This is a genomic window from Roseateles sp. 22389 (assembly GCF_052044995.1).
In the GTDB taxonomy this organism is placed as follows: domain Bacteria; phylum Pseudomonadota; class Gammaproteobacteria; order Burkholderiales; family Burkholderiaceae_C; genus Roseateles.
This window is the reverse complement of the sequence record NZ_JBQEOF010000013.1, coordinates 139,972-165,468: the sequence shown is the minus strand read 5'-3', so window position 1 is coordinate 165,468 and position 25,497 is coordinate 139,972. Positions and strand designations below refer to the sequence as shown.

Annotated in this window: 19 protein-coding genes and 1 pseudogene; 15 read left to right on the top strand and 5 right to left on the bottom strand. The window is 68.4% G+C overall.

The window, feature by feature from the left end; genetic code table 11:
• Window positions 1-227: 227 nt before the first annotated feature.
• Both ACTJKJ_RS18535 and ACTJKJ_RS18530 read left to right on the top strand, forming a co-directional pair.
• Complete coding sequence (locus tag ACTJKJ_RS18535) at window positions 228-605, top strand: hypothetical protein (RefSeq protein WP_440821318.1); 378 nt, start codon at window positions 228-230, stop codon at window positions 603-605.
• Complete coding sequence (locus ACTJKJ_RS18530) at window positions 602-835, top strand: hypothetical protein (RefSeq protein ID WP_440821317.1); 234 nt, start codon at window positions 602-604, stop codon at window positions 833-835. Before ACTJKJ_RS18535 ends, ACTJKJ_RS18530 begins: the two co-directional genes overlap by 4 nt.
• Window positions 836-978: 143 nt before the next feature.
• On the opposite strand, the gene ACTJKJ_RS18525 is transcribed toward ACTJKJ_RS18530, so the two are convergent.
• The 4 genes and pseudogenes from ACTJKJ_RS18525 to ACTJKJ_RS18510 all read right to left on the bottom strand — a co-directional run bounded on the left by ACTJKJ_RS18525 (window position 979) and on the right by ACTJKJ_RS18510 (window position 4,441).
• Window positions 979-2,616, bottom strand: coding sequence for a recombinase family protein (locus ACTJKJ_RS18525; protein WP_440821316.1), 1,638 nt, complete (start codon window positions 2,614-2,616; stop codon window positions 979-981).
• 36 nt (window positions 2,617-2,652) lie between these two features.
• Window positions 2,653-3,315 (bottom strand): annotated as a pseudogene (locus ACTJKJ_RS18520) (magnesium chelatase domain-containing protein); the annotation flags it as partial.
• A gap of 23 nt (window positions 3,316-3,338) precedes the next feature.
• A complete protein-coding gene (locus ACTJKJ_RS18515) occupies window positions 3,339-3,887 on the bottom strand; it encodes a hypothetical protein (RefSeq protein ID WP_297380212.1) in 549 nt (182 codons plus the stop codon).
• Between the two features lie 23 nt (window positions 3,888-3,910).
• Window positions 3,911-4,441 carry an ImmA/IrrE family metallo-endopeptidase gene (locus ACTJKJ_RS18510; protein ID WP_297380215.1) on the bottom strand — a complete coding sequence of 177 codons (531 nt, stop codon included), beginning with the start codon at window positions 4,439-4,441 and terminating at the stop codon, window positions 3,911-3,913.
• A gap of 284 nt (window positions 4,442-4,725) precedes the next feature.
• Between ACTJKJ_RS18510 and ACTJKJ_RS18505 the strand changes: the two genes are divergently transcribed.
• The 8 genes from ACTJKJ_RS18505 (at window position 4,726) to gshA (ending at window position 15,978) form a co-directional block, all read left to right on the top strand.
• Complete coding sequence (locus ACTJKJ_RS18505) at window positions 4,726-5,457, top strand: TorF family putative porin (protein ID WP_440821315.1); 732 nt, start codon at window positions 4,726-4,728, stop codon at window positions 5,455-5,457.
• 69 nt (window positions 5,458-5,526) lie between these two features.
• Entirely contained in the window at window positions 5,527-5,865 is a 339-nt protein-coding gene (gene glnK / locus ACTJKJ_RS18500; RefSeq protein WP_067066343.1) for a P-II family nitrogen regulator, read from the top strand.
• A gap of 134 nt (window positions 5,866-5,999) precedes the next feature.
• Window positions 6,000-7,529 carry an ammonium transporter gene (locus ACTJKJ_RS18495; protein WP_091728551.1) on the top strand — a complete coding sequence of 510 codons (1,530 nt, stop codon included), beginning with the start codon at window positions 6,000-6,002 and terminating at the stop codon, window positions 7,527-7,529.
• A gap of 83 nt (window positions 7,530-7,612) precedes the next feature.
• A complete protein-coding gene (locus ACTJKJ_RS18490) occupies window positions 7,613-8,548 on the top strand; it encodes a LysR family transcriptional regulator (protein WP_297380227.1) in 936 nt (311 codons plus the stop codon).
• A gap of 123 nt (window positions 8,549-8,671) precedes the next feature.
• The gene (locus ACTJKJ_RS18485) at window positions 8,672-9,505 is read left to right on the top strand and encodes a putative hydro-lyase (protein WP_440821314.1); all 834 of its coding nucleotides are present in this window, start codon (window positions 8,672-8,674) and stop codon (window positions 9,503-9,505) included.
• 124 nt (window positions 9,506-9,629) lie between these two features.
• Window positions 9,630-10,868: an MFS transporter gene (locus ACTJKJ_RS18480; RefSeq protein ID WP_440821313.1), complete on the top strand. Its 1,239-nt coding sequence runs from the start codon at window positions 9,630-9,632 to the stop codon at window positions 10,866-10,868.
• 75 nt (window positions 10,869-10,943) lie between these two features.
• Window positions 10,944-14,591 carry a hydantoinase B/oxoprolinase family protein gene (locus ACTJKJ_RS18475; RefSeq protein WP_440821312.1) on the top strand — a complete coding sequence of 1,216 codons (3,648 nt, stop codon included), beginning with the start codon at window positions 10,944-10,946 and terminating at the stop codon, window positions 14,589-14,591.
• Window positions 14,592-14,682: 91 nt separating this feature from the next.
• Complete coding sequence (gene gshA / locus ACTJKJ_RS18470; protein ID WP_091728528.1) at window positions 14,683-15,978, top strand: glutamate--cysteine ligase; 1,296 nt, start codon at window positions 14,683-14,685, stop codon at window positions 15,976-15,978.
• Here gshA and ACTJKJ_RS18465 read toward each other — a convergent pair.
• Window positions 15,969-16,943 (bottom strand): LysR family transcriptional regulator, encoded by a 975-nt coding sequence (locus ACTJKJ_RS18465; protein ID WP_440821311.1) that lies wholly within the window; start codon window positions 16,941-16,943, stop codon window positions 15,969-15,971. The two genes, gshA and ACTJKJ_RS18465, sit on opposite strands and share 10 nt — an antisense overlap.
• Before the next feature lie 105 nt (window positions 16,944-17,048).
• Between ACTJKJ_RS18465 and ACTJKJ_RS18460 the strand changes: the two genes are divergently transcribed.
• From ACTJKJ_RS18460 to fghA, 5 genes are all read left to right on the top strand, one after another.
• Complete coding sequence (locus ACTJKJ_RS18460) at window positions 17,049-20,057, top strand: TonB-dependent receptor plug domain-containing protein (protein ID WP_440821310.1); 3,009 nt, start codon at window positions 17,049-17,051, stop codon at window positions 20,055-20,057.
• Window positions 20,058-20,259: 202 nt separating this feature from the next.
• Window positions 20,260-22,143, top strand: a complete 1,884-nt coding sequence (locus ACTJKJ_RS18455; protein ID WP_091728516.1) for a potassium transporter Kup — start codon at window positions 20,260-20,262, stop codon at window positions 22,141-22,143.
• Between the two features lie 41 nt (window positions 22,144-22,184).
• Window positions 22,185-23,357: a benzoate/H(+) symporter BenE family transporter gene (locus tag ACTJKJ_RS18450; protein ID WP_297380250.1), complete on the top strand. Its 1,173-nt coding sequence runs from the start codon at window positions 22,185-22,187 to the stop codon at window positions 23,355-23,357.
• 182 nt (window positions 23,358-23,539) lie between these two features.
• Window positions 23,540-24,523: a glutathione synthase gene (gene gshB, locus ACTJKJ_RS18445; RefSeq protein WP_297380253.1), complete on the top strand. Its 984-nt coding sequence runs from the start codon at window positions 23,540-23,542 to the stop codon at window positions 24,521-24,523.
• Between the two features lie 26 nt (window positions 24,524-24,549).
• On the top strand, window positions 24,550-25,410 hold the full coding sequence (gene fghA / locus ACTJKJ_RS18440; RefSeq protein ID WP_297380256.1) for an S-formylglutathione hydrolase: 861 nt from the start codon (window positions 24,550-24,552) through the stop codon (window positions 25,408-25,410).
• The last annotated feature ends 87 nt before the right edge of the window (window positions 25,411-25,497 follow it).

Below are 25,497 nucleotides of genomic sequence, written 5' to 3'. Positions count from 1 at the left end.
TGTACGCAAGTTTCGGCGTGCTAGATGGTCACCGCTTCATCGGCGAAGCGAATGAGTGGTTGGTCTTCCACCAAGATAGAGGCACATTAGGCCTAGGCTGCGCGGGACGCTCTGCGTCGCGAGTTCGCGGCACGACCTGGGCATCGCGACTGTCATGAACTTACGTCACTAGCTGAGGATCGGAGTGCGATGTCCACTCGCTGCGTCAACTCTCAGCAGGTAGCTCGATGTTTCCAAAAGAGTTCTTCATTGTCCCCGAGGAGGTCTTCCGTCTCGGCAATTCAACAAGTCCTAAGCTGGCGCACGTTCGACCGCACGATGTTAGGCAAACGGTGATCAATGGGATCATCGTCGTTGTAGCTAACAATAAGGGGATTAGCGTCTTCGACAAGGACGGCATTGCACGGACTGACATGAGTGGATGGGTCTGGAAATTTGCACCAAGTACCCCATTCCCGGTCGGGCTAAAGTTGGTCAACGACAAGCCTGGACACTTTTGTATAGCGCCTACTTCCGATATGCCGCTAGACAAATACAAGGGCCTACTGGAAGAGTTGGCGCTGAAAGCGATGAGAGTTTTTTACAAGCAAGGGGCGCAAGTATGAACAAGGTAACGGTGGAGCTTCTGGAGTGGGAAGCCCGGCTAGTTCTTCTAGCCATGGCGGAGCTGAAAGATAAATGGCGAACCATCTGCAACACGACCACCGATGAGGACGTTCAAGCCGATTACGGAAATGATCTTGTTGAACTCGGTATGGCGATGGACTCAATTAAGGAGAAGTCAGTTGCCGAATTCGGAGAGCAAATCCTCATTTTTGACCGAACTCCGCTCTGAATAGAGCCCCGGCAGGCCGGGGGGTCCGTTGCGTACAGGCGTCGTGTGCGTAAAGGCCGTGCACTACGATAAGACATCCACGTGCGACAGGGTTAAATGCGCATGAGGGTCTTCGGCAAATTGCCGACGGGCATGGAGACCCATCACCGGTTAGAAGTGAAACGACCGGCCTTCCCTCTATTCTGCACATTGGTGCGAGTAGCCCGCGAGAGCGTTGGTAGTTGAATGCTCACAGAGCCCCCATGGCGCCAAGTGAGTCGGATCAAGCGCTCAAGCGGGTCATAGGCTCCCTCCGTGAAGATGGAGCGACAAATGGCGTTGGTTTCTTCCGCTGAAGCTGCGCCCGCATCCAATGCGTCCGCAAGCGACAACGACCTCCGTTGAGAAATCCCTGGGGCAATCTGTTGAAGCTCTCGTTCAAGCGAATTTGCCTCGGCTCGATGTCGTGCGCGATCCGCTTCCAACGAGTCGATCCGACTCCGGACAGTGGGCGAGAGATAGGAGGACTCGGCTTCAGTCACGAGGGCGCTGAGCGCTTGCTCCACACGCCCAAGCGCGGCCATGACCGCTCCAAGGTTCCAGTTCAATTCCTTAGCTCGCTCACCCTCCCCCGGACAAGAACGGAGCGCTGCGGGCAGTTGATCCCAAATGGCAGACTCAACCTGCTCCGCACGCATCGGCTTGAAAAATCCGCACCGCAGCGACCCCTTCTCCTTGCTGCCAACGCACATGTAGTACGACCATACGGTGCCGTCTGCGCCTTTGCCTTTATTCGCTCGAACAATCGAACGGCCACAGTGACAGCGCAGGAGTCCACCAAGCGGATTCTTAACCGGACTTTTGCTCGCAGCACCCCGGGGTTTGCGGACTGAGCGCAGTGCTTGGACAGCTGCCCAAACCTCCTCCTCAACGATGTTTGGGTAGTAGCCGGGGATGGCATCCAACGCTACCCGGGTGGACTTGCCAGCGATGTGCTGATACGTGTGCGGTGTCATAGTCCCGATCACCGCGCTGTTTGAGAGAATGCGCCCCACGTAGCTAGCGTGCCACCCAGACGATCCTGCCCGCCGCCGTCGCCCTTGCTCCCAGGCGAAGGGGGCCGTGCCTCGGACATTCAAAGTTGCAGCGATCGTTTGTCTTCCCTGGCCCGACAGGGCCATCGCGAAGATGTCTCTAACAACCTCTGCATACTCCTCGATCACGACAAAGCCGTTGTCAGTTGCTCGCAGCCAAGCAGGAGCCAGAGAGGTGAGTCGCCCGCCTGGTGAGGCTGACGCCTGTTCGCGCTTTTGTTCCCACGCGTGGCGGAGTCTTCTGGCCTTCGTCGCACTCTCTTCATTTGCACGAATCATGAACAAGAGTGCGATGAGAAGGTCGGTACCTTCCAGGCTCTTCAGATCGTAGATCCGCTCATCGAAGAGCGTCACTACATTGACCCCCGCCTCGATGATGTCCTCTAGGGTACGCAATGCCTTACGTGCTGTCTGCCGGGACAGGCGGTCGAGCGACTCGACAAGGAGGTAGCTGCCCTTTGGGATGTGCCCATCGCGTAACAGCTCAAGGAAATCCGCAAGCCTTCCGCTTTCGGCATTTGCGCCACGGAACGCGCTCAGTCCGAGGTCGTGAAGATCGAGAGACTCATCCAAGTCCAGACCGTGCTGGTCGGCATATCGACGTGCGATGGTCACCTGCCGACGGTAGGAGTCGCCCTTCTGCTGGTCGGGAGTAGAGAAGCGCACGTAGCTGAAAGCTTTTGGGCGAGCGGTAGCCGGGGTGGTCATTTCAACAAGGTGGCGAGAGTTTGGGTTTCACGACCTTATTATGAACACGCTCAGGCCGCCCGCCGCGGCGATCTCGAGGGCGCGTTTCGGCCCGGCCTGTCCCTTGATGTCGCGGAGGTCGAGCGGCGTGTCGACCGCCGGCGGCGGATCGCGCTGCACGCGCGGCAAGGGCGCATCGCTGCGTGGCTGCAGCGCGTTGACGAGGTCCAGCAGATGGGCGGCCTCGCGCACCACCAGGCCCTGCACCAATGCCGCCTCGTCGGCGCAGCCCCGCGGCAGGATCAATTCGCGCTCGAGCTTGGCGGCGCGCAGCGCGAGCGCCATCGCCAGCGCGCCCTTCACCGGCCGCAGCTCACCGGACAGGCCGAGCTCGCCGGCGCATTCGAGGTGGGACAGCAGCTCCGCGTCGATCTGGCCGCTGGCAGCGAGCAACCCCAGCGCGATCGGCAGATCGAAGCGCGCGCCTTCCTTGGGCAGGTCGGCCGGCGACAGGTTCACGGTGATGCGCTTGTTCGCTGGGAACTCGAGCCCGCTGCTCTGCAGCGCGGCGCGCACGCGCTCGCGGGACTCCTTGACCTCCAGGTCCGCGAGGCCGACCAGCGTGAAGCTCGGCAACCCATTGGCCAGATGGACTTCCACCTCGACCGCCGCTGCCGACAGGCCGTCCAGCGCGCGGCTGTGGATGATCGCGAGGGACATCGCCATGGCGTCGCAAAGGCCGATCAGCGCTTGGGCAGGCCCTTAAGCACGGTGCCGAATGCTTCGGTGACCGCCTTCAGCAGTTCGACGCCCGGCAGGGCATGCCCGCCCGTTGGCGCCTCGCGTTCCGGCGACACGTGCGCATCGGCGTTGATGCGCATCGAGAAGGTCGCGCGGACCAGGCCGAGGGTCAGGACGACCTCGCCGATCAGCAGGATCGAGATCACTGCGACGACCGTGCGGTGGAAGTCCTGCGCGGCGGCTCCGTGGCTGACCGTGGCGCCGGCCTCCACCATCATTCCAGCGTCTGGCGTCTGAGGTGAATCGAAGGGCGTGCCTTGCGCATGACCGAGGAACGCGCCGACGACCGCCTGCAGGCTGACCGCATTCAGGATCAGGACCATCGCGGTGAGGCAGAGCGCCAGCCCGCGGAAGCAGAGGCGGGCGCGCGCATCGATGGTGTCGTTCGAGAGGTCCGCCGCGCCGTTGACCGTGGCGCCTTGCACCTCATCGATGGGCTCGCGCGTCGGAAGCTCGGAGGGGGTGGGGAGTGTCGTCATGTCCTTCTCCATGGACGCCGGACATCCGCCTTGGGTCACCGCCCAGCGCGCATCTGCCGGTATCGAAGCAAGAGCAGGTCCTCGGGGACCCACAGCGTCTTCAGGATCTGATCGACATTTCTCATCCAGCCGCTGGTGACGCACCACCGCAGCTGGGCCGTCGGGACCAACAGGCTGGCGGCGAACTGGTTGGCGGCGCGATCCCGGTGATCCGGTGCGTCGGCCCCGAAGGAGGCCGGTGTCTCCAGATGCGGACGGTCATGCCGCAGGAGGATGTGGCCCAGCCCGTGCGCGATGGCGAAACGCTGGTGGTCGTCGCGCGCAGTCACGTCGACGACGATCCACGGCCGGCCATTGGGCCCGAGGAACACCGCACTGCGGTCCTCGGCGGTCATCGCGTAGACCTCGACGCCCATTCGCCTGGCAATCCGCTCCGGCCGGATCGGCATGGTGCCGTTCCCATACCGCGCCGCGACCCACTCGGCCGCCGTCTCCGGCCGCATGCGCGACAGGTCCACCGGCCAGACCGCCGTCGTCGATGCCGCGCCTGCCTCCGCCTCCTTCATCCATATCCCTCCGCACCCACTCGGGTCATGAAGCCGGCAGTGTCCTCACCGATGGATTTCACGCCTAGCACCCTGTTGGGGCGTTTCGAGGGTTAACCACTCCCCCTGTCGCGCCTGTTTTTGGTGCGCATTGACGCTTGACGGGGCGGTATCGGCAACCGTTCGTCGCGGCATGAGCCGGATTGGGGCTCTTTCGGGGGAGGAGCGCCGCTTGGCACAAAAGCTGCAAAGCCTCGTCCGGAAGCAGTCGCCCCGAGTCGCCCAACAATCAGGAGCCCCCGCGCATGAAGTCCTTCGCCGCCGCCGCCGTCCGCGCCGCCGCCCTTGCGGTCACCGTCGTCGCCACCGCCCTCCCGGCGCTGGCGCAGGAGGCCAACCCGCTGTCCTTCAACGTCAGCGTCACCTCCGACTACCGCTATCGCGGCATCTCGCAGACCCGCCTGAAGCCGGCGCTGCAAGGCGGCGTCGACTACGCCCATTCGAGCGGCTTCTATGTCGGCGCCTGGGGCTCGACGATCAAGTGGATCTCCGACGCCGGTGGCGACGCCGACGTCGAGATCGACACCTACGCCGGCTACAAGACCGAAGTCGGCGGCGGCGTCACCGTCGACGTGGGTTTCCTCCGCTACAACTACCCGGGCAACGACCTGCCGGTCAGCGCCAACACGAATGAGCTGTACGGCGCCGTCAGCTACGGCCCGGCCACGCTGAAGTACTCGCACAGCATCAGCAACCTGTTCGGCAACGCCGATTCGAAGAACAGCGGCTACCTCGAACTGGCCGCCACCTTCGACGTGGGCGGCGGCTTCACGCTGACGCCGCACATCGGCCATCAGAAGGTCAAGAACAACAGCGCCTTCAGCTACACCGACTACTCGCTCACCGTGAACAAGGACTGGTCCGGCTTCACCTTCGGCGCCGGTTTCGTCGCCACCAACACCGACAACTACATCGGCGGCAAGGGCAAGGACCTGGGCAAGAACGGTGTGGTCGTGTCCGTCAAGAAGGTCTTCTGAATCTGAACCAGGAGGGCGCGGGCGGATGGCCGCGCCGCCCTCCGCGCCGCGCATCGAGGAGAAAACGTCATGAAACTGATCACCGCCGTCATCAAGCCCTTCAAGCTGGATGAAGTGCGCGAAGCCCTGAGCGCCATCGGCGTGCAGGGGCTGACCGTCACCGAGGTCAAGGGCTTCGGCCGCCAGAAGGGCCACACCGAGCTGTATCGCGGCGCGGAATACGTCGTCGACTTCCTGCCCAAGGTCAAGATCGAGGCGGCCGTCGCCGACGGCGTCGTCGAGCAGGTCATCGAGGCCATCGAGAACGCCGCCCGCACCGGCAAGATCGGTGACGGCAAGATCTTCGTCTCCCCGCTGGATCAGGTGATCCGCATCCGCACGGGCGAGACCGGCCAGGACGCGCTGTAAGCGCCCCGGCCGAGCGCTGAAACGTCGCGGCCGCCGCGGGTGGCCGCTCCGCAGTCCGTTGCAGTCCCGCGCCGCGCGCCGCACGGCCCGTCGCGTCCGCCGATCCCCAAGATCCAACGAAGAGAGTCCCGATCATGAAGAAACTACTCGCCTGCCTGGCCTTGGCCGCGGCAGCCTTCACCGGCCTGGCCCCCGCGGCCATGGCGCAGGACGCGGCCTCCGCGCCCGCCGTCACCGCCAGCGACACGGCGGCGCCGGTCGCCCCCGCGGCAGCGCCCGCCGCCTCCGCCCCCGCGGAAGCCGCCTCGGCCGCCGCCGCTCCGGCACCGGTCCCCAACAAGGGCGACACCACCTGGATGATGGTCTCCACCCTGCTGGTGATCCTGATGACCGTCCCCGGCCTGGCGCTGTTCTACGGCGGCCTGGTCCGAAGCAAGAACATGCTGTCCGTGCTGATGCAGGTGATGGTGACCTTCTCGCTGATCCTGGTGCTGTGGGCCCTGTACGGCTACAGCCTGGCGTTCACCGAGGGCAACAAGTTCGTCGGCGGCTTCGACCGGCTCTTCATGAAGGGCATCTGGGACAACGCTGCAGGCACCTTCGCCAATGCCGCGACCTTCAGCAAGGGCGTCGTGATCCCCGAGATCGTCTTCGCCGCCTTCCAGGCCACCTTCGCCGGCATCACCTGCTGCCTGATCGTCGGCGCCTTCGCCGAGCGCATCAAGTTCAGCGCCGTGCTGCTGTTCATGGTCCTGTGGTTCACCTTCAGCTATGCGCCGATCGCGCACATGGTCTGGTTCTGGATGGGCCCGGACGCCTACACCGCCGCCGGCGTCGTCGATGAGATGAATGGCAAGGCCGGCCTGATCTGGCAGTGGGGCGCGCTGGACTTCGCCGGCGGCACCGTGGTGCACATCAACGCCGCCGTGGCTGGCATCGTCGGCGCCTTCATGGTCGGCAAGCGCATCGGCTACGGCAAGGAAGCCTTCACGCCGCACAGCCTGACGCTGACGATGGTCGGTGCCTCGCTGCTGTGGGTGGGCTGGTTCGGCTTCAACGCCGGCTCCGCCCTGGAAGCCAACGGCTTCGCCGCGCTGGCCTTCATCAACACCCTGTTCGCCACCGCCGCCGCGGTGCTGGCCTGGTGCGTCGGTGAAGCGCTGCTCAAGGGCAAGGCCTCGATGCTGGGCGCCGCCTCGGGCGCCGTGGCCGGCCTGGTCGCGATCACCCCGGCCGCCGGCAACGTCGGCATCGGCGGCGCGCTGGTCATCGGCCTGATCGCCGGCTTCGCCTGCCTGTGGGGCGTGTCCGGCCTGAAGAAGCTGCTGGGCGCGGACGACTCGCTGGACGTGTTCGGCGTGCACGGCGTGGGCGGCATCGTCGGCGCGTTGCTGACCGGCGTCTTCAACTCGCCCAGCCTGGGCGGCCCGTCGCTGGTCGGCGACTGGGTGACCGCGAGCATGGTCACCGCGGACGCCTACTCGATCGGCTCGCAGGTGCTGACGCAGCTCAAGGCGGTCGTGCTGACCATCGTGTGGTCGGGCGTGGTGTCGGTGATCGCGTTCAAGATCGTCGACCTGGTGATCGGCCTGCGTGTCTCCGAAGAGGAAGAGCGCGAGGGCCTGGACATCAGCTCCCACGGCGAGACCGCGTACCACAAGTGATCTCCTGATCCGCTGATCCTGCAATGGCTGAGGCCGCCCTTCGGGGCGGCCTTCTTCATTGCGGCTGCCCATAATCCGCCGCCATGAACCTCCGCTTTGTCGAAGCCTTCCACTGGGCCGCCTCGCTGCGCAGCGTCACCCGCGCGGCGGAGAAGCTGCACATCACGCAGTCCGCGCTGTCCAGCCGCATCGCCTCGCTGGAAGAAGAGCTCGGCGTGGTGCTGCTGGACCGCCGCGACAAGCAGTTCCGGCTCACCGTCGCGGGCCAGCGCTTCCAGACGCTGGCGCAGCGCCTGCTGGAGGTGCAGCGCCAGGTGAAGGAGGAGATGGGCGGCACCGGCGGCGGCGCTGGCCGGCCGGTGGTGCTGCGCATCGGCGCGATCGAATCGGTGGTGCACAGCTGGCTGACCGGCTGGCTGCAGGAGATGCGGGCGGCGAATCCGGACTTCGAGCTGGAGCTGACGGTGGAGACCTCGCCGGTGCTGGTGGACCAGGTGCGGCGCGGCGCGCAGGACCTGGTGTTCGCGGCGATCCCGGCCGCCGATGCCGGCGGCGTGCGGACGCGCGCGATGGCGCCGATGCCGATGGGCTTCGTCGGCCGCGCCGACCTGCACACGAAGCGGCGTTATGGGCTCTCCGACCTCGCTGGCCACGACCTGCTGACCTTCCAGCGCGGTTCCCAGCCGCACCAGGCGCTGCTGCAGATGTTCCAGGAGTCGGGCCTGCCGCTGCCCCGCGTGCATGCGATCTCGTCGATCTCGGCGATGGTCCAGCTGGTGGAGGGCGGCTTCGGCATCGCGACGCTGCCGGTGGCCGTCGCGGAGCAACTGGCGAAGCGGCTCTCGCTGCGCGTGCTGCGCAGCGATGCCGAGCTCGTGCCGCTGCCCCTGCACGCGAGCTACCGCGAGGATCCCAGCTCGCAGCTCACCGAGTCGGTGCTCGACTCCGCGCTCGACTACGTCGCGCGCCAGCGTCCGTCCGGGAAACCCCGCATGGCATCGGCCCCCGCGCGGCGATAAGCGGAATCGCTACTTGCCTCATCGAAAAAATCGATGAGGCGACGCGCAAAATTTCCATTGGATCGAGCAGGTGGGCGACTCCCACAATGCGTCGCATCGCCCGACAGCCTTCGCGATCCCGCCATGAACCTGCCGACCGCCCGCTTCGATCCCGTCGCCGATCTTCCCGTCCTGGACGCCGCGTCCAGCGCGCTCGAGGTGCGCCTCGCCGCGCGCCATGGCGGCTTCAGCGGCCACACCAGCGGCCTGGCCAGCGACCACGTGCAGGCCAACCTGGCGATCCTGCCGGCGGACCTGGCCGAGGACTTCCGCCGCTATTGCGCGCTGAACCCGAAAGCCTGCCCGCTGCTCGGCGTGAGCGAGCCCGGAAGCCCGTTCCTGGCGGCGCTGGGCGCCGACCTCGACCTGCGCACCGACCTGCCGCGCTACCGCGTCTGGCGGGACGGCGAGCTGATCGACGAACCGGTCGATGTCGCGCGCTGGTGGCGCGAGGACCTGGTCGCCTTCGCCATCGGCTGCTCGTTCTCCTTCGAGCATGCGCTGCTGGCCGAGGGCATTCCGCTGCGGCACGTCGAGCAGGGCCGCAATGTCGCGATGTACCGCACCAGCATCGAGACGGCGCCCGCTGGCGTCTTCCGCGGGCCGACGGTGGTCTCGATGCGGCCGTTGACGGCCGCCGACGCGATCCGCGCGGTGCAGATCACCTCGCGCCTGCCGCAGGTGCACGGCGCGCCGCTGCACCTGGGCGATCCCGCGCGCATCGGCATCCGCGACCTCGCGACGCCGGACTACGGCGACGCCGTCGATGTGCGCGACGGCGAGCTGCCGGTGTTCTGGGCCTGCGGCGTCACGCCGCAGTCGGCGATCGCCACGGCGCGTCCGCCGTTCTGCATCACCCATGCGCCGGGGCACATGCTGGTCACCGATCTCCTGAATCGTGCGTTGCTCGCGGCCTGAGTCCCCGCCGCGATCCGCCCGTCTCCGCAGTACCGTCCCGGCCGCCGCCCGCCCCGCGCGCGAGGCGACGGCCGTCTCCGTCCCCCGCCGGCGCGTGTCGCCGGCATCGAAGAAAGACGACACCATGTGGCTCCGAGACACCACGCCCCCTGAGCGGCGCACGCTGACCGCGACCTTCGCCGGCTATGCCGTCGACGGCTTCGACTACATGATCTACACCTTCCTCATCCCGACGCTGATCGCGGCCTGGGGCATGAGCAAGGGCCAGGCCGGCGCGATCGCCACCGGTGCGCTGCTGACCTCGGCCGTCGGCGGCTGGGCGGCGGGCGTCCTGGCCGACCGCTTCGGCAGGGTGCGCGTGCTGCAGTGGACGGTGCTGTGGTTCGCGCTGTTCACCTTCCTCAGCGGCTTCACCACCTCCTTCGAGCAGCTGTTCTTCACCCGCGCGATGCAGGGCTTCGGCATGGGCGGCGAGTGGGCGGTGGGCTCGGTGCTGATCGCCGAGACGATCAACGCCAGGCACCGCGGCAAGGCCGCCGGCCTGGTGCAGAGCAGCTGGGCGATCGGCTGGGCGGCCTCGGCGCTGGCGTTCTGGGGGCTGTACTCGGTGCTGCCGCCGGAGACCGCCTGGAAGGTGCTGTTCTGGATCGGCATCCTGCCGGCGCTGCTGATCCTCTACATCCGCCGCAACCTCGACGAACCGCCGGTCTACCTGGCCGAGCAGGCGCGTGCCAAGGCCCGCGGACAGCGCGCCAACTTCCTGCGCATCTTCTCGCCCGAGCTGCTGCGCAACACGGCGCTGGCGAGCCTGCTGGCCACCGGCATGCAGGGCGCGTACTACTCGGTGACCACCTGGCTGCCGACCTTCCTCAAGACCGAGCGGCAGCTCTCGGTGCTGGGCACCAGCGGCTACCTGCTGGTGCTGATCGCCGGCTCCTTCGCCGGCTACCTGACCAGCGCCTGGCTCTGCGATGCCATCGGAAGACGCCGCTGCTTCATGCTGTTCGCGCTGATGGGCGGCGTGCTAGTGCTGGCCTACACCCAGATGCCGATCACCGACGCGGCGATGCTGGTGCTCGGTTTCCCGCTGGGCTTCTTCCTGTCCGGGATCTTCTCCGGCATGGGCGCCTTCCTGGCCGAGCTCTTCCCCAGCGACGTGCGCGGCTCCGGCCAGGGCTTTTGCTACAACATCGGGCGGGCGCTCGGCGCCGCGTGCCCGGCGCTGATCGGCCACTTCAGCACCCAGTACCCGCTGGGGCAGACGCTGGGCTGGATGGCGGCGCTGTGCTACGGGCTGGTGATCCTGGCGGCGCTGGCGCTGCCGGAAACCCGTGGCCGCGAGCTGGCGCCGGCCGCCGCCTGACCGGCCCGCACCCTTCGAATCACGGGCGCCCGGCGCTGGATGCCGGGTGCTGGAACGGACCTCCTGGACCTCACGATGCAAGCCACTCCCACCCCCGATCGCTGGCAGTTCTGGATCGACCGCGGCGGCACCTTCACCGACCTGGTCGGCCGCGCGCCCGACGGCACGCTGCACACGCTCAAGCTGCTGTCCGAGAACCCCGAGCACTACCGCGATGCCGCGGTCGAAGGCATCCGTCGCCTGCTTGGCCTGAAGCCGGGCGAAGCGATCACCGCCGCGCTCGTCGACTGCGTGAAGATGGGCACGACCGTCGCGACCAACGCGCTGCTGGAGCGCCGCGGCGACCGCACGCTGCTGGTGACGACGCGTGGCTTCCGCGACGCGCTGCGCATCGCGACGCAGGCGCGGCCCAAGCTCTTCGAGCGCCACATCCAGCTGCCCGAGCTGCTCTACGAGCGGGTGATCGAAGCCGATGAGCGCGTCGACGCTCAGGGCGCGGAAATCAGACCGCTGGACGAGGCCGCGCTGCGCGTCGACCTGCAATCGGCCTTCGACGCCGGCCTGCGCGCCTGCGCCATCGTGTTCCTGCACGGCTGGCGCGCCCCCGAGCATGAGCTGGCCGCCAAGCGGCTGGCGCAGGCGGTCGGGTTCACGCAGATCTCGGTCTCGCACGAGGTCAGCCCGCTGATGAAGCTGATCCCCCGCGGCGACACCACCGTGGTCGACGCCTACCTGAGCCCGATCCTGCGCCGCTACGTCGACCAGGTCGCCGCCGAGATGCCGGGCGTGCGGCTGTTCTTCATGCAGAGCTCCGGCGGCCTGACCGAGGCACGCCGCTTCCAGGGCAAGGACGCCATCCTGAGCGGCCCGGCCGGCGGCATCGTCGGCATGGTGCGCACCGCGCAGGCGGCCGGCCACGACAAGGTCATCGGTTTCGACATGGGCGGCACCTCGACCGACGTCAGCCACTTCGCCGGCGAATTCGAACGCGCCTTCGACACCGAGGTCGCCGGCGTGCGCATGCGCGCGCCGATGATGAGCATCCACACGGTGGCGGCGGGCGGCGGCTCGGTGATCGCCTTCGACGGTGCGCGGCTGCGGGTGGGGCCGGCGTCGGCCGGCGCCAATCCCGGTCCGGCCAGCTACCGGCGCGGCGGTCCGCTGGCCACCACCGATGCGAACGTGATGCTGGGCCGCATCCAGCCGGCGCATTTCCCCAAGGTCTTCGGCCCGGCCGCGGACCAGGCGCTCGACGGCGAGGTCGTCCGCGCCCGCTTCGCCGACCTGGCCGGGCAGATGTCCGCGGCCGGCAAGCCGATGACGGCCGAGGACGCGGCCGCCGGCGCGCTGCAGATCGCCGTCGGCGCGATGGCCAACGCGATCAAGCGGATCTCGGTGGCGCGCGGCTACGACGTCACCGGCTACACGCTGCAGTGCTTCGGCGGTGCCGGCGGCCAGGCGGCCTGCCTGGTTGCCGACGCGCTGGGCATGACGCGCATCCTGGCCCATCCGTTCGCGGGCGTGCTCAGCGCCTACGGCATGGGGCTGGCCGACCAGACCGCGATGCGCGAGGCCTCGATCGAGCGCCCGCTGGACGAGGACGGCCTGGCCGCGGCGCGCGAGACCGCACGGTCGCTGGCGACGCAGGCGGGCGGCGAGCTGGCGTCGCAGGGCGTGTCCGACGACGCGCTGCGCACGATCGCACGGGCGCAGGTCCGCTATCAGGGCACCGACACCGCGCTGAGCTGCCCGCTGCCGCTGGACGGCCCGGCCCCCGCTGCGATCGGCGCGATCCGCGAGGCCTTCGAGCAGGCGTATCGCCGGCGCTTCGCCTTCCTGATGCCGGACCGCACGCTGGTGATCGAGGCGGTGTCGGTGGAGGCGCTCGCCGCCGGTGCGACGCTGGAGGCGCCGGCCGAGGCCGGCATCGCCAGCACGCATCATCCAAGACCGCTGGAGCGCGTGCGCATGTACTGCCTGGCCGACGACCAGCCGGCCGGCTGGCGCGACGCCGAGCTGCATCATCGCGATGCGCTGAGACCGGGCGCCCGCATCGATGGCCCGGCGATCGTCGCCGAACGCAATGCGACGACCGTCGTGGACGCCGGCTGGCGCGCCGAGCTGCAGCCCTCGGGCGACCTGCTGCTGACGCGCATCCGCGAGCGCGCCCGCACCCGCGCGCTCGGCACCGAGGCCGACCCGGTCGTGCTGGAGGTCTTCAACAACCTCTTCATGAACATCGCCGAGCAGATGGGGCTGCGGCTCCAGAACACGGCGCACTCGGTCAACATCAAGGAGCGGCTGGACTTCAGCTGCGCGCTCTTCGACGGCCAGGGCCAGTTGATCGCCAACGCGCCGCACATGCCGGTGCACCTGGGCTCGATGAGCGAGTCCATCCGCTCGGTGATCGAGCGCAACCCGGACATGGCGCGCGGCGACGTCTACGTGCTCAACGATCCGTACCACGGCGGCACGCACCTGCCGGACATCACCGTCGTCACGCCGGTCTTCCTGGACGAGGACGATGTCCGCCCCGGCTTCTTCGTCGCCAGCCGCGGCCACCATGCCGACATCGGCGGCATCACGCCGGGCTCGATGCCGCCGTTCTCCCGCGACATCACCGAGGAGGGCGTGCTGATCGACAACTTCCAGCTGGTCGCGCAGGGCCGCCTGCGCGAGGCCGAACTGCAGGCGCTGCTGCGCTCGGGGCCGCATCCGAGCCGCAACCCGGCGCAGAACCTGGCCGACCTGCGCGCGCAGGTGGCGGCGAACGAGAAGGGCGTGCAGGAACTGCAGGCGATGGTCACGCAGTTCGGCCGCGCCACCGTCGAGGCCTACATGCAGCATGTGCAGGACAACGCCGAGGCGTCGGTGCGGCGGGTCATCTCGGTGCTGAAGGACGGCGCGTTCACGCTGCCGCTGGACAACGGCGCCCGCATCCAGGTGAAGGTGACGGTGGACGCGGCAGCGCGACGCGCGACGGTGGACTTCACCGGCACCAGCGCCCAGCAGCCCAACAACTTCAATGCGCCCAAGTCGATCACGATGGCGGCGGTGCTCTACGTGTTCCGCACGCTGGTGGACGACGCGATCCCGCTCAACGCCGGCTGCCTCAAGCCGATCGACGTGATCGTGCCGGAGGGCTGCATGCTCAACCCGCGCCATCCGGCGGCGGTGGTGGCGGGCAACGTGGAGACCTCCCAGTGCGTCACCAACGCGCTGTATGGCGCGCTGGGCGTGATGGCCGCAGGCCAGTGCACGATGAACAACTTCACCTTCGGCGACGCGACCCACCAGTACTACGAGACGATCTCCGGCGGCTCCGGCGCCGGGCCCGGCTTCGACGGCACCTCGGTCGTGCAGACGCACATGACCAACTCCCGGCTGACCGATCCCGAGGTGCTGGAGTTCCGCTTCCCGGTGCGGCTGGACAGTTACGCGATCCGCCAGGATTCGGCGGGCGCCGGCCGCTGGCAAGGCGGGCAGGGCGGCGAGCGCCGCATCCGCTTCCTGACGCCGATGACGGCGTCGATCCTGAGTAACGGCCGCGGCGCCGGCGCCTTCGGCATGGCGGGTGGGTCGCCGGGCGCGGTGGGCGAGAACCGGGTGGAACGCGCCGACGGACGGGTCGAGGCGCTCGGCCACATCGGCCAGGTGGAGATGGCGCCGGGGGATGTCTTCGTCATCCGCACCCCGGGCGGGGGCGGGTACGGCACCCCCTGAGGCCTCCCCTTGAGATGGGGCGGACAGCCCCCATGTGGGCGTGCCTAGAATCCGAAGACCCGCCCCACAGGCTGTCCAGGCGCCGCCCATCATGGTCCCTCACCTCATCACCGCCCTGACCGGGCCCATCAATGAACTGGAGCAGCGCGTGCTCGAGTCGATGCCGGCGATCGAACGCTGGTTCCGGCTCGAATGGATGGAGCACACGCCGCCCTTCTACAGCTCGGTGGACCTGCGCAATGCCGGCTTCAAGCTGGCGCCGGTGGACACCAACCTGTTCCCGGGCGGCTTCAACAACCTGACGCCCGAGATGCTGCCGCTGGCCGTCCAGGCGGCGATGGCGGCGATCGAGAAGATCTGCCCCGAGGCCAAGAACCTGCTGCTGGTGCCCGAGGCGAAGAACCGCGGCAGCTTCTATCTGTCCAACCTGGCGACGCTGGTGCGCATCTTCTCGATGGCCGGCCTGAACGTGCGGCTGGGCTCGCTGGACGAGTCGATCAAGGAGCCGACCACCGTCGCGCTGCCCGACGGCAGCGCGCTGACGCTGGAGCCGCTGGTGCGCCAGCGCTCGCGGCTGATGCTCAAGGACTTCGATCCCTGCACCATCCTGCTGAACGACGACCTGTCTGCCGGCATCCCCGACCCGCTCACCCACCTGCACGAGCAGTACCTGCTGCCGCCGCTGCATGCCGGCTGGGCGCAGCGCCGCAAGAGCCAGCACTTCCGCGCCTACGAGGAGGTGTCCAAGAAGTTCGCCAAGCTGCTGGGCATGGACCCGTGGCTGATCTATCCGCATTCGGTCGCGGTCGACGGCCTGGACTTCAACACCGGCGCCGGGCTGGACGCGCTGCAGGCGCAGGTGGACGCGACGCTGACCCGCACCCGCCGCAAGTACAAGGAATACGGCATCAACGAGAAGCCCTTCGTCGTGGTCAAGCCCGATGCCGGCACCCACGGCCTGGGCGTGATGACCATCCGCGACGCCAAGGACCTCGAGGCGCTGGCGATCAAGGCGCGCGAGAAGCTGGCGAAGCTGCAGGGCGTGCCGGCGCTGTCCCAGGTGCTGGTGCAGGAAGGCGTGGCCACGCACGAGCGCATCCACGAGGCGGTGGCCGAGCCGGTGGTCTACATGATGGACCGCTACGTCGTCGGCGGCTTCTACCGCGTGCATGCGGACCGGGCCGAGGACGAGAACCTGAACGCGCCGGGCTCGAGCTTCGTGCCGCTGGCCTTCGCCCATTCGTCGCACCTGCCCGCGCCCGGCGAGAAGCCCGGCGCCAGCGCGCCCAACCGCTTCTACATGTATGGCGTGATCGGCCGCCTGGCGATGCTGGCGGCGAGCTACGAGCTCGAGACCACCGATCCGGACGCCGAAGACTACGCCTGAACGCCGGCCGCGCCGCCCTCCGGGCGCGCGGCCTCCACCAGCAGCTGCTTGAAGCGGTCGACCGCCTCGCCCTGCGTGTCCGGCAGATGCCAGACGCTCATCGGCCCGAGTCCCAGGTCCACCGCGTGCGGCAGCAGGACCACCACGCCGCGCTTGGCCGCCGCCACCGCCATGTCCTGGGTCATCACCGCGACCAGCGGCATCTCGCGCATCAGGCTCAGCGCCAGCATCGCGTCGCCGCTCTCGATCAGGTCGGTCGGCGGCGCCAGGCCCATCTCCTGCCAGAGCCGGTCCATCAGCAGACGGGTGCGCGTGCCCGGCAGCTGCCAGATCCAGCGCTGACGGCTCAGCACCTCCCAGCTCAGCCGCGGCGTGCGCGCCAGCGGATGCTGCGCGCTCATCGTCAGCACCTCCGGCTGCGGCGCCAGGGCCACCCGCGCCAGGCCCAGCGGCTCGTCCTGCGGCATCGCCCGGGCGACGACCAGGTCCAGCGTGCCCGCCAGCAGGTCGGTGAAGAGCGAGCGCAGCGCGTGGGTGCGCACGCTCACCGTGACGCCGGGGTTCTCGCCCTTCATCGCGGTGATCGCGATGGGCAACAAGCGTGCGAGCGCTGCGTTGGTCGCACCGATGCGCACCTCGCCGGACGCGCCGCGCACCATCGTGGCGACATCGCCGGCGGCCCGCTGCAGATCGGCGTCGAGCTTGACGGCCAGCACCAGCAGCCGCCGGCCCAGCGGCGTCGGCTGCATGTTGCGTCCGCGCCGCACGAACAGGGTTTGTCCCAGCCCCTGCTCCAGCTCCGCCAGCGTCTTGCTCACCGCGGGCTGGGTGACATGCAGCAGATCGGCGGCGGCGCTGATGTTGCCGGTGTCGCGCAGCGCCAGCAGCACCCGCGCATGCCGCAGCGACATGCGCCGCATGACGAAGTGTTCGGCGGCTTCCGGGGAGGTGGATGACGCGTTCATAACCTGAGGTTCACAAATCCATCACAAAGCTTCATGGGCCATCGGGAACCGCTCCTTACCGTGACGCACGCCTCCCCCGAGTCTTGTCACAGGAGTGATTGCCACATGGTCCGTCGTTTTTCCCGTCCGCAACGCCTGCACGTCCTGCAGTGGGCCGCCGCCGCAGCGGCCCTGGCGTTGGCCAGCCCATCCCAGGCCCAGTCCCCGGCCCCCCAGGCCTCGCAGGCCGCGACCCCCACCCCGTCCTCGCCCTCGGACGATGCGAAGAAGCTGGAGCGGGTGGAGATCACCGGCACGCTGATCAAGCGCACCGACAAGGAGACGCCGTCGGTGGTCCAAAGTATCACCCGCGAGCAGATCCGCAACTCCGGCTATGCCAACGTCGAGGAGCTGCTGCGTGCGAATTCCGCGGTGGACATCGGCTCGATCGGCGACGGCGCGGCCTCGGGCTTCGTCGGCGGCGTGTCGACGATCTCGCTGCGCGGCTTCGGCTCCCAGGGCACGCTGATCCTGATCAACGGCCGCCGCACCGCGCCGGTGGCGGCGGTGGACGTGAACTTCGGCCGCGGCTCGATGATCAACGTCAACACCATCCCCAAGGAGGCGATCGAGCGCATCGACATCCTGAAGGACGGCGCCTCGGCGATGTACGGCTCGGACGCGATGGCCGGCGTCGTCAACTACATCCTGCGCAAGGACTACCAGGGCATCGAGGGCAGCGCCTCCTACGGCGCCAACGACCGCGGCGTGGGCGCGACGAAGAACGGGTCCCTGACCTTCGGCTTCGGCAACCTGGACACGCAGCGCTTCAACGTCTTCGGCGGCCTGGAAGTCTCCAAGCGCGACAGCGTGATGGCCAACGAGCTCAAGGACCGCGGCAACCTGGCGCTGCAGAACCAGTACCTGACCAGCAACGGCTCCCTGGCGCGCTTCACGCCGGACTCCTCGGCCTCGTTCTACGGCAACTACTACCGCGTGCCGACCAGCCTCACCGGCACCACCCCGATCAACGGCATCAACGTCGCCAACAACAACCTGTCGGGGGTGAACTACCTGGGCACGCTGTCGGGCTGCCCGCCCGAGCGCACCGTCGGCCAGGGCGTGCCGAACCGGCCGGCGGGTTTCCTGCCCACCACCGCCACGCTGCCCACCGGCATGTGCCGCTTCAGCCTGGACGATGCGGACGAGGTCGTCGCCAAGCAGGACCGCACCAGCGGCATGGTGCGCGGCACCTTCGCGATCAACGATGCGCTGACCGCCTATGCGGACCTGATGGTCTCCAAGACCAAGACGGTGGAGCAGCGCGCGCCCTATGCGATGACCACCTCGCTGGTCACTTCGGGCAACCCGGTCGCGACGACCTGGCCCAAGCTCGACGGCAGCTTCCTGCGCCAGAACGCGATCATCCTGCCCGTCGGCCACCCGGACAACCCGACCAACGGCACCGCCAGTGCGCAGCCGGTGCAGCTGATCTACCGCTTCGAGGACCTGCCCACCGGCGACATCAACGTGCTGCGCTCCACGCGCCTGACCGCGGGCCTGGAGGGCACCGCCTTCGGCTGGGACTTCGACACCGCGATCCTGTTCAGCCAGAACGACAACGAGCGCTTCCAGGAAGGCCGCGTGCGCAGCTCGCTGCTCAACGCCGCGATCGCCAACGGCAGCTACCGCTTCGGCAAGCCCAACTCGCGCGAGGCGATCAACAGCGTGTCGTCGACGGCCTACAACGAGGGCAAGTCGCGCCTGGTCTCCTGGGACGTGCGCGGCAGCCGCGAGCTGTTCGACCTGCCCGGCGGCCGGGCGGCCATCGCCATCGGCACCGAGCTGCGCAAGGAAAAGCTGGAGGCGATTCCCGATGATGTCTACTCGACCGGCGACTACATCGGCCTGGTGGCCAATGGCGCCTCGGGCAGCCGCAAGTCCTACGCCGCGTTCACCGAGCTGAGCCTGCCGGTGGTCAAGCAGCTGGAGCTGCAGGCCGCGGCGCGCTACGAGCACTACGACGACTTCGGCAACAGCACCACCGGCAAGGCCGGCTTCAAGTGGACGGCGCTGCCCTCGCTGATGGTCTTCCGCGGCACGGCGGCCACCGGCTTCCGCGCGCCGGCGATCTCGCAGATCGGCAACTCCTTCGCGCTGTCCTTCCACAGCTTCCAGGAGCGCCGCGTCTTCGACAGCCTGCGCTGCGACACCAGCAACCCGAACGCGCCGGTGAGCAAGGCGCCGGTGTCCAACAACCGCGACTGCAACGTGCTGGGCTTCACCGCGGTGCCGTCGGGCACCACCAGCCCGGGCAGTCTGCCGACGGTGATCAGCGCCAATCCGGACCTGCAGCCGGAGAAGTCCAACTCCTTCACCTTCGGCATGATCTTCACGCCGAGCCAGTACGCGGACCTGGCGATCGACGGCTGGTACTTCCACCGCAAGAACGAGATCCGCTCCCAGCGCGGCGTGGACATCATGGACGACTACAACGCCAACCCGGCGGGCAACACGCAGGTCGTGCGCGATCCCAATCCGCAGACCTGGCTGCCGGGCGTGGACAACAGCGGGCCGATCATCATGCTGGTGCGCCAGTACGGCAACAACGAGTGGACCAAGACCTCGGGCATCGACTACGACCTGAACCTGCGGCTGCCGCCGACGGCCTGGGGCAAGTTCAGCCTGAACGTCAACGGCACCTACACGGCGCGCTACGACCAGGTGGTGGTGAAGGGCCAGGCGGTGCAGCACCAGGTGGGCACGACGGTGTCGGACATCTCCAAGACCCGGGCCAGCGCCACCTTCAAGTGGGACACCGACCAGGCGGGCGCCTGGCTGCGCTTCAACCACGCGGATCCGCTGTCGAGCACCGTCTGCTCGTCGCTGACCGCGGCGCAGCGGGCCTTCCTGAGCAACCTGAACCGCTGCCGGGTCGGCCGGGACCGCACCATCGACCTGGGCGGCTCCTACCGCGGCATCAAGGGCCTGACGCTGTCGGCCAGCGTGGTGAACCTCACCAACGACTACGACCGCGCCAACGGCATCCCGACGGTGCTGAGCTACTACGACACCGGCGCGACCAACCTGCTGGGCCGCCGCTTCACCGTCGGCGCCAGCTACGTGTTCCAGTGAACGCCGTGCCGCCGGCGCCGTCGGGAGACGGTGGCCGGCGGGCGGTCGCGCCGGGGCCGGATTTCCCGGTCCAAGCGCAACCGCCGCCGTCCGTCAAGCCCGCCCCCGCAACGGCGGGAGTGGCGATTGACGCACTGCACAACGGAAGGCAGACAATACGCGCTTTCGACTTCCGGCGGCCCGGGCGGCCGCCGCGCCTTTCGTGAGTTCACACAACGCGCCCCGCTCGCCGGCCGTCCTGGCCGGGCTGACCATCGGCGCCCTCGGTGTCGTCTACGGCGACATCGGCACCAGCCCCCTGTACGCGCTCAAGGAAGTCTTCCACGGCGCGCACGTCCCCATGACGCACGACAACATCCTCGGGGTGCTGTCGCTGCTGTTCTGGACCATGACCATCGTGGTCTCCTTCAAGTACGTGCTGCTGATCCTGCGCGCGGACAACAACGGCGAAGGCGGCCTGATCGCGATGCTGGCGCTGGCCACCACCGCCGTGCGCGAGAAACCCACGCTGCGACGCGGGCTGATGCTGGTGGGGCTCTTCGGCACGGCGATCTTCTTCGGCGACGCGGTCATCACGCCGGCGATGACGGTGCTCTCGGCGGTCGAGGGCATCGAGGTCTACGCGCCGCAGTACCACGACGCGGTGGTGCCGATCTCCCTGGTGGTGCTGGCGGGGCTGTTCGCGGTCCAGCGCTTCGGCACCGGCGGCGTGGGCAAGGCCTTCGGGCCGGTGATGCTGGTGTGGTTCACCTCGCTGGCGCTGCTGGGCATCCCCAAGATCGTCGGCAATCCGCATGTGCTGCAGGCCATCAACCCGATGTGGGCGATCGAGTTCTGCGCGCACTACGGCTGGATCGCCTTCGTCGCGCTGGGCGCGGTGGTGCTGGTGGTGACCGGCGGCGAGGCGCTGTACGCGGACCTGGGCCACTTCGGCAAGCAGCCGATCCGCATCGCCTGGTACAGCTTCGTGATGCCGGCGCTGACGCTGAACTATTTCGGCCAGGGCGCGCTGCTGCTGGACCGGCCGGAAGCGATCAAGAACCCCTTCTTCCTGCTGGCGCCGGGCTGGGCGGAGATCCCGCTGTTCGTGCTGGCGACGCTGGCGGCGATCGTGGCCTCGCAGGCGCTGATCACGGCGGCCTTCTCGGTGACCAAGCAGGCGGTGCAGCTCGGGCTGCTGCCGCGCATGCGCATCGTGCACACCTCGGTGCGGGACATCGGCCAGATCTACGTGCCCTTCGTCAACTGGGGCCTGTTCGCCTTCGTCGTCGTGGCGGTGGCCTTCTTCGGCTCGTCGAGCAAGCTGGCCGGCGCCTACGGCGTGGCGGTGACCATCGACATGACCATCACCACGGTCATGACCTTCTTCGTGATCCGCTTCGGCTGGCGCTATCCGCTGTGGCTGTGCGTGCTGGCGACCGGCGCGTTCTTCGTCATCGACGCGACCTTCCTGGCCTCCAACCTGCTGAAGATCGCCCACGGCGGCTGGTTCCCGCTGCTGATCGGCTTCGGCATGTTCACGCTGATGCTGACCTGGAAGCAGGGCCGCCGGCTGCTGTCGGACAAGCTGCGCGAGGACGCGATCGACCTGAAGAGCTTCCTCGAGGCGGTGTTCATCAACCCGCCGACGCGGGTGCAGGGCAGCGCGGTGTTCCTGTCGGCGGAGCAGGGCGTCACGCCCAACGCGCTGCTGCACAACCTCAAGCACAACAAGGTGTTGCACGAGCAAAACCTGTTCGTCAGCGTCAAGCATCACGAGGTGCCGTGGATCGGGTTCGAGAGACGTGTCGAGGTCGAGAGCCTGGACAACGACTGCTGGCAGGTGACGCTGCACTTCGGATTCAAGAACGAACCGGACGTGCCGGACGCGCTCAAGCTGCTGGAGCAGCGCGGCGTCCACCTGGACGAGATGGAAACCAGCTACTTCCTGTCGCGCGACATCGTCATCCCGACCATCGGCTCGGGCATGGCGCTGTGGCGGGAGAAGCTCTTCGCGAGCATGCACCGCAACGCGGCTGCCGCGGCGGACTTCCTGCACCTGCCGACCAACCGGATCGTGGAACTGGGGTCGAAGGTCGAGATCTGACGGTCGCAGGGACGCGGAGCGCGGTCGTTATGCTTCGCGTCATGAAACGCTGGCTGCAAGACCTGTCCCTCTCCGCCGCGGTCGCGGGCTTCGTGGCCGTGCTCGTGGGCTTCACCAGCTCGGTGGCCATCGTGTTCCAGGCCGCGCAGGCGCTGGGCGCGACGCCGGCCCAGACCAGCTCCTGGATCTGGGCGCTCGGGCTGGGCATGGGACTGACCAGCCTGGGCCTGTCGCTGTGGACGCGCCAGCCCGTCCTCACCGCCTGGTCGACGCCCGGCGCCGCGCTGCTGGCCGGCGTGTCCGGCATCTCCATGCCCGAGGCCGTCGGCGCGTTCATCGTCTGCGGCGCGCTGATCCTCATCGCCGGTGCGACCCGCTGGTTCGAACGGATCATGGACCGCATCCCCATCGCCATCGCCTCCGCGCTGCTGGCCGGCGTGCTGGCGCGATTCGGGCTGGACGCCGTGCTCGCGACGAAGACCGCCCCCGCGATGGCCCTCACGATGGCGCTCGTCTACGTCGCGGCGCGTCGCTTCCTGCCGCGCTACGCGACGCCGCTGGTGCTGCTCGCCGGCGTCGCCGTCGCGGCCTCGCAGGGCCGGCTGCATCTCGAGGCCGTCGAGTGGGGCTGGGCGATGCCGGTCTGGGTCACGCCGGCGTTCTCGCTGCCCGCGCTGGTCGGCGTGGCGCTGCCGCTGTTCCTCGTCACGATGGCTTCGCAGAACCTGCCCGGCGTCGCGGCGCAGCGGGCGTCGGGGTATCAGACGCCGGTGTCGGCGAGCATCGCCGCCACCGGCCTGGCCTCGGTGGTCTTCGCGCCGTTCGGCGGCTATGCGTTCAACCTGGCGGCGATCACCGCGGCCATTTGCATGGGCCGCGAGGCGCACGAGGATCCGGCCCGGAGATACACGGCGTCGGCGATGGCGGGACTGTTCTATATCGCCATCGGCTTGGCCGGCGGCGCGGTGGTGGGGCTGCTGACCGCCTTCCCCCGCGAGTTGATCGCGGCGGTGGCGGGACTGGCCCTGCTGGGCACGATCGCCGGCGGGCTGTCCGCCGCGCTGAAGGATGAGCGTCATCGCGACGCCGCCATCCTGACCTTCCTGGTCACGCTCTCGGGGCTGAGCCTGCTGGGCATCGGCTCGGCGTTCTGGGGCGTGGTCGCCGGTGCGGTTTCTCTTTTGGTGCAACACTTCCGGGCCGCTCCCAGATAGTGATCCTGCCTCGGGGGCTGGCCCTCACCCCCGCCCTCTCCCGCAAGCGGGAGAGGGAGTTCATGCCCGAGGTCCGAAGGTCGCTGCCAAAACCCGGGCCTCGCCGCCGAATTGCCGCCTAATTGCCCGAACTGCCGCCGAATTGCCGGCGTTTGCCGAATCCCTTGTCGAAAGCCCTGTCCATGAAACTGCTGTTCGTCGCCGACCCGCTGTCCACGTTCAACACCTACAAGGACTCCACCTTCGCGATGATGCGGGAGGCCGCCCGGCGCGGACACGAGCTGTGGGTGTGCGAGGTGCCCGACCTGCTGTGGGTCAGCGGCGGCCGGGTGACGGCGCATGCGGCCCGGCAACTGACGCTGACGCTGGAAGCCGTCGCCAGCCAGGCCGGCACGAAGCTCGCCGTGTGGCACGAGGTCACCGCGACGCGGGACCTGGCGCTGGCCGATGTCGACGCGGTGCTGATGCGCAAGGACCCGCCCTTCGATTCGGAGTTCTTCTACGCGACCCACCTGCTGGAGCAGGCCGAGCGCGAAGGCGCGCGCGTGTTCAACAAGGCCGCGTCGCTGCGCGACCATCCGGAGAAGCTGGCGATCCTGGAGTTCCCGCAGTTCATCGCGCCGACGCTGGTGACGCGCTCCGCCGCCGCGATCCGGGCCTTCCATGCGGAGCACCAGGACATCATCCTCAAGCCGCTGGACGGCATGGGCGGCATGGGCATCTTCCGCGTCAAGGCCGACGCGCTGAACCTGGGCAGCATCATCGAGACGCTGAACAAGAACGGCGCGCAGTCGGTGATGGTGCAGCGCTTCGTGCCAGAGATCGTCCAGGGCGACAAGCGCATCCTGCTGATCGGCGGCAAGCCGGTGCCGTACTCGCTGGCGCGCATCCCGCAGGGCACCGAGGTGCGCGGCAACCTGGCCGCCGGCGGCAAGGGCGTGGCCCAGCCGCTGACCGACGACGACCGCCGCATCGCCGAAGCGCTGGCGCCGGTGCTCGCCGCGCGCGGGCTGCTGCTGGTGGGGCTGGACGTGATCGGCGACAAGATGACCGAGCTCAACGTGACCAGCCCGACCTGCTTCCAGGAAATCATGGAACAGACCGGTTTCGACGTCGGCGCGGTGTTCATCGACGCGCTGGAAGCGGCGGTGAAGGCCGCGCCTTGATCGCCGGACCGGACCAGGATCCCGCCATGACTTTTGAATTGCTCAGCGAGCACGCCAGCTTCGGCGGCGTGCAGCGTTTCCACCGCCACGATTCGGTCGAGATCGGCCTGCCGATGCGCTTCGCGCTGTACCTGCCGCCGGGCGGGGCGCGGGCGGCGAAGGGGCTGCTGGTGTTCCTCGCGGGGCTGACCTGCACCGAGGAGACCTTCACCATGAAGGCCGGCGCCCAGCGCCAGGCTGCTGCGCTGGGCCTGGCGCTGCTGATGCCGGACACCAGCCCGCGCGGCGAGACCGTCAGCGCGCTGCCGGGGGCGAGCGCGTCCTGGGACTTCGGCATCGCCGCGGGCTTTTACCTCGATGCGACACAGGCGCCGTGGGCGACGCACTGGCGCATGGAAAGCTACCTGATGAAGGAGCTCATCCCGCAGGTGCAGGCCGAGTTGGGCGTGGACGCGGCGCGGACCGGGATCGCCGGCCATTCGATGGGCGGGCATGGGGCGCTGACGCTGGCGCTGCGGCATCCGGGCGCGTTCGCGTCGGTGTCGGCGATCGCGCCGATCGCGGCGCCGAGCCGTTGCCCGTGGGGCGAGAAGGCCTTCACCGGTTACCTTGGCGATGACCGCGACGCGTGGCCCGCGCACGATGCGAGCGCGCTGATGCAAGCGCAGGCGCGCGTGCCGTACCCGGGCGGCCTGCTGGTCGACCAGGGGCTGGCGGACCGATTCCTGGTCGAGCAGTTGTTCCCGGAGGCGCTCGAATCCGCGTGTGCGGCGATTGGGCAGCCGCTGACGCTGCGCCGGCACGACGGGTATGACCACGGGTACTACTTCATCGCGTCGGTGATCGACGATCATCTGGCGCATCACGCCCTGCAGTTCAGAGGCTGATCGCCGTCACCGATGACGCGTCCTTGCGGGCCCGGCGCCGATCGGGTGCTCGGATGTCCGGGCGCCCTGGTGTCTGGAGTGCGCGTT